The 7564-nt window shown below is 70.8% G+C and carries 6 protein-coding genes; 3 read left to right on the top strand and 3 right to left on the bottom strand.

Annotated elements, in window-relative coordinates:
• Positions 1-62 precede the first annotated feature (62 nt).
• Positions 63-293 carry a hypothetical protein gene (locus ACFVDP_RS27930; RefSeq protein ID WP_383495243.1) on the bottom strand — a complete coding sequence of 77 codons (231 nt, stop codon included), beginning with the start codon at positions 291-293 and terminating at the stop codon, positions 63-65.
• Positions 283-834, bottom strand: a complete 552-nt coding sequence (locus ACFVDP_RS27925; protein ID WP_383495240.1) for an RNA polymerase sigma factor — start codon at positions 832-834, stop codon at positions 283-285. Before ACFVDP_RS27925 ends, ACFVDP_RS27930 begins: the two co-directional genes overlap by 11 nt.
• A 141-nt stretch (positions 835-975) precedes the next feature.
• On the opposite strand from ACFVDP_RS27925, the gene ctaD reads away from it, so the two are divergent.
• Both ctaD and ACFVDP_RS27915 read left to right on the top strand, forming a co-directional pair.
• Positions 976-2583, top strand: a complete 1608-nt coding sequence (gene ctaD / locus ACFVDP_RS27920) for a cytochrome c oxidase subunit I (protein ID WP_383495237.1) — start codon at positions 976-978, stop codon at positions 2581-2583.
• Positions 2580-2903 carry a hypothetical protein gene (locus tag ACFVDP_RS27915; RefSeq protein WP_383495235.1) on the top strand — a complete coding sequence of 108 codons (324 nt, stop codon included), beginning with the start codon at positions 2580-2582 and terminating at the stop codon, positions 2901-2903. The genes ctaD and ACFVDP_RS27915 overlap by 4 nt, the downstream gene beginning before the upstream one ends.
• A gap of 313 nt (positions 2904-3216) precedes the next feature.
• On the opposite strand, the gene ACFVDP_RS27910 is transcribed toward ACFVDP_RS27915, so the two are convergent.
• Positions 3217-5319, bottom strand: a complete 2103-nt coding sequence (locus ACFVDP_RS27910) for an MMPL family transporter (protein WP_383495232.1) — start codon at positions 5317-5319, stop codon at positions 3217-3219.
• 444 nt (positions 5320-5763) lie between these two features.
• Here ACFVDP_RS27910 and ACFVDP_RS27905 point away from each other — a divergent pair, with 444 nt between their 5' ends.
• A complete protein-coding gene (locus ACFVDP_RS27905) occupies positions 5764-7560 on the top strand; it encodes a prolyl oligopeptidase family serine peptidase (RefSeq protein WP_383495229.1) in 1797 nt (598 codons plus the stop codon).
• Positions 7561-7564 lie beyond the last annotated feature (4 nt).

Genomic DNA, 7564 nt, shown 5'->3' with positions numbered 1-7564 from the left:
CGCCCCTGAAGCGAGCGAAGCTCGCCCTTCAGGGGCGCGGGGAACTGCGCGACCAGCCACACTCAGCCCGCACCCGGCAGACCGGCGGAGAAGGCCACGACCAGCAGCGCAGCGACCGCGCAGACGGCGGCCTCGGCGCGCAGGACGAGGGTGCGGCGGGCGCGGCGGCCGCTGTGGAGCAGCTGGTTCAGGGCGCGTTCGGCGGTGTGGTGCAGGGGGCGGGAGTCGGCGTAGCGGGGATCGTCGGCGCGCACCGGGTTGGCGGCGCGGAGCAGGGCCAGGTCATCGGTCACGGGCTTGGTCTCCTGCGGTCACGGTCATGTTCATCCGGTCGATCTCGGCGCGCAGCCGCCGCCGAGCGCGGTGCAGCCGCATCGCGGCGGCGCTGCGGCTGCACTCCAGGGCGACGGCCAGCTCGTCGACGCCCAGCTCCTCCCAGGTGGTCAGGCGCAGGGCCTCCTGGTCGGCGGGGTTCAGCCGGGCGAGGGCCTCGTGGATCCAGGCGCCGGGCTCGTCGGCGTCGGGGCCGGCGACGATCTGCCGGTGGTGGGCCCGTTCGTGGTGGCCGATGCGGTCGAGGAGGCGGCGTCTGCGGCCCAGGCCCCGCACGGTGTTGGCGAGGCAGTTGCGGGCGACGGCGTACAGCCAGGGCAGCGGCGTCTCGGGCGGCAGCTCCGTCCGGCGCCGCCACGCTATGGAGAAGACGTCGGCGACGACCTCCTCGACCTCGTGGGCGGCCCCGGGGTCCAGACGGCGCGCGACGAACCGGCTGACCGCCCAGTAGTGGGCGCGGTAGGCCGCCGCGAAGGCGTCGTCCGTCGTGCTGTCGCTCATGTCCGTGCCCGTGCCCGTGGTGCGTCCGTGCTCATGAACCGTAGGTGTCCGGCTCCGCCCCGATGTTCACAGGTTCGGTGTGTGATCTTCCGGGCGGGGGTGCGCGGTGATGCGCGGAGCGGGTCCGGACACGTACCGGGCATGAGACGTACGAGAGGGTTGAAGGGCTTCACCGCGGTGCGGTGGCTGACCACGACCGACCACAAGACGATCGGCACGCTGTATCTCGTCACGGCGTTCGGGTTCTTCTGTCTGGCCGGGGTGCTCGCGCTGTTCATGCGGGCGGAGCTGGCCCGTCCCGGCACGCAGATCATGTCGAACGAGCAGTTCAACCAGGCGTTCACGATGCACGGCACGATCATGCTGCTGATGTTCGCGACGCCGCTGTTCGCCGGGTTCGCGAACTGGATCATGCCGTTGCAGATCGGGGCGCCCGACGTGGCGTTCCCCCGGCTGAACATGTTCGCGTACTGGCTGTACCTGCTGGGGTCGCTGATCGCGGTGGGCGGGTTCCTGACGCCTCAAGGGGCGGCGGACTTCGGGTGGTTCGCGTACGCGCCGCTGTCCGACGCGGTGCATTCGCCGGGCGTCGGCGCCGACATGTGGATCATGGGTCTGGCCCTCTCCGGCTTCGGCACGATCCTCGGCTCGGTCAACTTCATCACGACGATCGTGTGCATGCGGGCGCCGGGCATGACCATGTTCCGGATGCCGATCTTCACGTGGAACGTGCTGCTGACGGGCGTACTGGTCCTGCTGGCCTTCCCGGTGCTCGCGGCCGCGCTGTTCGCGCTGGAGGCCGACCGGAAGTTCGGGGCGCACGTCTTCGACGCGGCGAACGGGGGCGCGCTGCTGTGGCAGCACCTCTTCTGGTTCTTCGGGCATCCCGAGGTCTACATCATCGCGCTGCCGTTCTTCGGGATCATCTCCGAGGTGATTCCGGTGTTCTCGCGCAAACCGATGTTCGGCTACACGAGCCTGGTCGGCGCGACCATCGCGATCGGCGGCCTGTCGGTGACCGTGTGGGCGCACCACATGTACGTCACGGGCGGGGTGCTCCTCCCCTTCTTCTCCTTCATGACGTTCCTGATCGCCGTGCCGACGGGCGTGAAGTTCTTCAACTGGATCGGCACCATGTGGCAGGGCTCGCTGTCCTTCGAGACGCCGATGCTCTACGCGATGGGGTTCCTGATCACCTTCGCGTTCGGCGGCCTGACCGGGGTGATCCTGGCGGCGCCGCCGCTGGACTTCCACGTCGGGGAGACGTACTTCGTCGTCGCCCACTTCCACTACGTGATCTTCGGGACCGTCGTCTTCGCGATGTTCTCCGGATTCCACTTCTGGTGGCCGAAGTTCACGGGGAAGATGCTGGACGAGCGGCTCGGGAAGATCACGTTCTGGACGCTGTTCGTGGGGTTCCACGGGACGTTCCTGGTGCAGCACTGGCTGGGGACGCGGGGCATGCTGCGGCGGGTGCCGGACTATCTGGCGGTGGAGGGGCTGACCGGGCTCAACACCGTCTCGACGATCTTCTCGTTCGTGCTGGGCATGTCGTTCCTGCCGTTCCTCTACAACGTGTGGCGGACCGCGCAGTACGGGAAGCCGGTCGACGTCGACGATCCGTGGGGGCACGGGCGTTCGCTGGAGTGGGTGACGTCGTGCCCGCCGCCTCGGCACAACTTCGTCGCTCTGCCGCGGATTCGGTCGGAGTCGCCGGCGTTCGATCTGCGGCAGGAGGCGACGCGGTGATCCGGGAGATCGAGGGCTACTTGATGGCTGAGGCCGCCCGGGCGGAGGCGAGGGTGTCGGCGCGGGCGTTCACCGACCGGGTGCCGTGGCTGACCGATACGCAGGCGGAGGATGTCCAACGGGCCTATTGCGAGGCGTATCTCGGGGTGCGGCGGGAGTTGTGGCGGGATGCCGTTCGGCGGGCCGGGTCTTTGCGGGCTGAGTATGAGGAGCGGTATCGGGTGTTGCGGGGTCGTCTGATGGCCGCCGCCTGGTTCATCGGCGTCGGGGCCGCCGGCATCACCGGCATCGTGGTGAAGATCCTGGGCAGCACCGGTTAGCCGTTACGCCGCCGGGCGCGGCTTTCGTCGTGGCTGGTCGCGCAGTTCCCCGCGCCCCTGGGAGCGTTGTCGGCTGACGGCCGGTGGCCTCTTCTCGCGCCGTTCCCCGCGCCCCTGAGGCAGGCGCTTCGCGCCGCCTCCCCCTGAGGCTGCGCTCCGCGCGCCTCCACACGAGACAGGGGCGCGGAGGCGGCGGGCGCGCCGCCTTTGATGAGATGGCGCACGAAGTGCGCATCTCAGGGGCGCGGGGAACTGCGCGAGAAGCGGCCACCGGCCCGCAGACGACCGACAACCCAGCGGCGCGGCCCCGCGGCTACCGGCCCCGGCGATCCCCATGCCCGGGCCACCACGCAGCGTGGCCGATCAGCGCCGTCAGCGCCGGCGTGAACACCATCGCCATCACGAACGCCGCGATCACGATCCCGAACGACAACGCGAACCCCATCTGGGAGAGCGTCGAGTTCCCGGCAAGCATCAGCGTGGCGAAGGTACCGGCCAGGATGACGCCCGCCGAGGCGATCGTCGGCCCGGAATGGCGTACGGCGGTGCCGGCCGCGTCGTGCGGGCTCCGCCCGGCCCGGGCTTCCTCCCGCAGCCGCGACACCATCAGGATGTTGTAGTCGGTGCCGAGCGCGACCACGAACAAGTACATGATCACCGGGAGCATGAACATCAGCCCCGGCTGACTGCCGATCTGCGTGAACAGGAACGACGTGGCGCCCAGCGTCGCGCCGAAGCCCAGCGCCACCGACACCATCAGGTACCAGGGCGCGACCAGACTGCGCAGCAGCAGGCCCAGGATGACCATGATGCAGAGCGCGGCGACGGGGAAGACCACGGAGTAGTCCCGGTCCACGGCCTTGTTGATGTCGACGTAGACGGCGGTGATGCCGCCGACCAGCGCCTTGGTCCCGTCCGGCGCGCTCGCGTGGGCGGCGGGCCGCAGCTCGTCCCGGACGGTGGACATGGCGGTGTCGGAGGCCGGCGGATCGTCCAGGATCACGCTGTACGCCGCGGCGGTGCCGTCCGTACTGCGGGTGGCCGCGCCGACGGTACCGACGCCGTCGACGGTGGACAGCGTCTTCCGGAACGCGGCGGTCTGCGCCACCGTCAGCGGGGTGTCCGAGTCCGACGTCAGATAGACGCTGGTGGGGTCGGTGGTGCCCGCGGGGAAGCCCTTCTCCAGGTCGTTCAGCGCGACCATGGACTCCTTGGTCTTGGGCAGCGACGACGTGGAGAGGTCGAAGTTGGCCTTGTAGCCGAGGGCGCCCAGCGCCAGGACGCCCATGACGAGCGCGGAGACCAGTGCCCACACGGCGGGGCGGCGCGCGATCGCCCCGCCGAGCTTCGCGAAGCCCGTACCGGTCGGCTCCCGCTGCCACGACTTGGACGGCCAGAACACCTTCGTACCGAGCAGCGAGACGACCGCCGGGACCAGCGTCAGGCCCGCGCACAGCGTCACGAACACGGCGATGGCCAGCGCCGGGCCCATCGACTTGAGCATGCCGAGGGTGGAGAGCGCGAGGGCCGCGAAGGCGACGATCACCGCGCCCGCCGCCGACGTGATGGCCTCGCCGACCCGTTCGACGGCGTGCACCATCCCGCCCTTGGGATCCTCGCCCGCCCGCAGCGCCTCCCGGTAGCGGAACAGCAGGAACAGGATGTAGTCCGTGCCGACGCCGAACAGGACGACGGTGAGCAATTCCTGGATCGAGGAGTCCGCCTTCATGTCGAACGCCTTGTTCGCGGAGGCGATCAGGCCGGTCGCGAGCGGCGAGATGAGACCGATCAGGACGACCGGGAGCAGCGCGATGATCGGGCTGCGGAAGATCAGCAGGAGCAGCACGACGATGATGACGACGGTACCGACGCCGACCAGCAGGCCCGCGCGCTCGGACGCCTCGGACTCGTCGAGGGCGGTGGCGGCGGAACCGGTGATCCCGGCGCTCAGATCGGTGCCCTTGATCTGCTGCTGGAGGTCGCCGCGCAGCGTCTTCACCGCGTCCTGCTCGGACGTGTCGGACGGGTCGGTGATCTTCGGCATGGCGACCATCGAGGTCTGCACGAGCCCGTTCGGGGAGGCCTTCCCGGGGACCACCGCGTCGACCTGCGGGATGTCCTTCGCCGTCAGGTCCCTGGATACGCGGACGACCTCGGCGGAGTCGGCGGCGGTCAGCTTCTTTCCGTCGGAGCGCTGGAAGACGATGACGGCGCCGATGTTCTGCTGCTTCGGGAACTCCGTCTCCTGGACGTCGGCGGCCTTGATCGACTCGTAGCTGCCGGGCAGGAAGCTCGCCTCGTCCGAGCTGGAGGTCAGTTTCGGCGCCAGTGAGATCACCGCCGCCGCGACCACGACCCAGCCGAGGATCACCCACCACGGCCTGCGCACCACGAACCGGCCCAGAGCTGCGAACATCGCTCACCGTCTCCCGTCGCCACCCCCGGGGTCACTCGGTCAGCCTCACCCGAGCGCGCCCGACGTGCCACTCGGGGCGCTGGTTCACGCGCCGCCGCACGGATGCGCACAGATATATGCGCGAGGTATTCCGGGATGGGGCGCAAAGGCGTAGATTCCCCTCACCGTCGCCGTACATGGGACATGCGGATGAACTGCGTCGGCGCTGTTCATCCCCTCCCCCCCTCATGTCGGCCGGCGGGCGGCAGGCGTGCAGCACAGCGGGGCCACCTGCGGGGCGGACCCGGCCGTTCCCCTCGGACGCACCGGCCGGGTCCCGCCACCCCTTTCGTGCGCGGCACGCATCCGGCCGCGCGCACGTTTCTGAGTGCGTACCGACAAAAGTTGTCCACAGGCTGTGGGGCCCGCCAGCGAAGTGTCGGTGGGGGCGGGCACTATGGGGCCATGAGTGACAGCAACGGGTCCATGCCCGACTGGGAGAAGCGCTTTCGGGCGCCGCGCGTGTCCCTGCCCGACTGGGCCGAGGACGCACCGGACCGCTCCCTGTTCGTGTCGAACGCGACGGGGACGTACGAGCTGTACGCCTGGGACAGAGCCACGGACACCCAGCGCCAGGCGACGGACCGGGCGAACGGGACGACGGACGGGGTGCTCTCCCCCGACGGCGAGTGGATCTGGTGGTTCAGCGACAAGGACGGCGACGAGTTCGGCGTCTGGCAGCGCCAGCCCTTCACCGGCGGCGCGGACACCGAGGCCGTACCGGGACTCGCCCCCTCCTATCCGGCGGGCCTCGCCATCGGCCGCGACGGACGCACGGCGGTCGTCGGCCGGTCCACGGACGACGACGGCACGACCATCCACGTCGTCCGGCCCGGCGCCGACACCCCGGCCGAGATCTACCGGCACCGCGAGTCGGCGGGCGTCGGCGACCTGAGCCACGACGGCACCCTGATCGCGATCGAGCACACCGAGCACGGCGACGCCATGCACTCCGCGCTGCGCGTGGTCCGGCTCGACGGCTCGACGGTCGCGGAGCTGGACGACAGCGAGGGCGGCGAGAAGGAGCTGGGCCTCGAAGTGCTCGGCTTCGCGCCCGTGGCGGGCGACACCCGGCTGCTCGTCGGGCACCAGCGGCGCGGCCGCTGGGAGCCGATGGTGTGGGACATCGCCTCCGGCACCCAGACCGACCTCGCCCTCGACCTGCCGGGCGACGTGTCGGCGGAGTGGTACCCGGACGGCTCGGCGCTGCTCATCGCCCATGAATTCGAGGCCCGCGGCGACCTGTGGCGCTACGAGTTCGCCACCGGCGCGCTGACGAAGGTCGACACCCCGCCCGGCACCGTCTCCGGCGCCACGGTCCGGCCCGACGGCAGCGTCGAGTACCTGTGGTCGTCGGCCGCCGAGCCGCCGGTGGTGCGCTCCACGACGGGCGAGGTCGTCCTCGATCCGCCCGGGATGCGCGCCCCCGCGTCCGTCCCCGTCGAGGACGTCTGGGTGGAGGGCCCCGCGGGCCGCATCCACGCCCTCGTACAGAAGCCGGCCGGTGCGAGCGGCCCGCTGCCCACCGTCTTCGAGATCCACGGCGGGCCCACCTGGCACGACTCGGACTCCTTCGCGGCGGGCCCGGCGGCCTGGGTCGACCACGGGTACGCGGTGGTCCGGGTCAACTACCGGGGCTCGACCGGATACGGCAGGGAGTGGACCGACGCCCTCAAGCACCGGGTCGGCCTGATCGAGCTGGAGGACATCGCGGCGGTCCGCGAGTGGGCGGTCTCCTCCGGGCTCGCCGACCCCGACCGGCTCGTCCTGGCCGGCGGCTCCTGGGGCGGCTATCTCACCCTGCTCGGCGTCGGCACCCAGCCGGGCGCCTGGGCCGTGGGCCTCGCGGCGGTCCCGGTCGCCGACTACGTCGCGGCGTACGAGGACGAGATGGAGGCCCTCAAGGCCCTCGACCGGACCCTCTTCGGCGGCGCGCCCGACGAGGTCCCGGACCGCTTCACGGCGTCGTCCCCGATCACGTACGTCGACGACGTGAAGGCCCCCGTCTACGTCTCGGCGGGGCTCAACGACCCGCGCTGCCCCATCCGCCAGATCGACAACTACGTGGACCGGCTCGCGGCGCGCGACGCGGTGCACGAGGTGTACCGGTACGAGGCGGGGCACGGCTCGCTCGTCGTCGACGAGCGCATCAAGCAGGTCGCCCTCGAACTGGACTTCGCGAGGCGCCATTTGCCGAGCTGAGCGA

The sequence above is a fragment of the Streptomyces sp. NPDC057694 genome, from assembly GCF_042799415.1.
Taxonomy (GTDB): Bacteria; Actinomycetota; Actinomycetes; order Streptomycetales; family Streptomycetaceae; genus Streptomyces.
The sequence above is the reverse complement of the archived record's forward strand: the minus strand, read 5'-3'. Positions and strand labels throughout refer to the sequence as shown.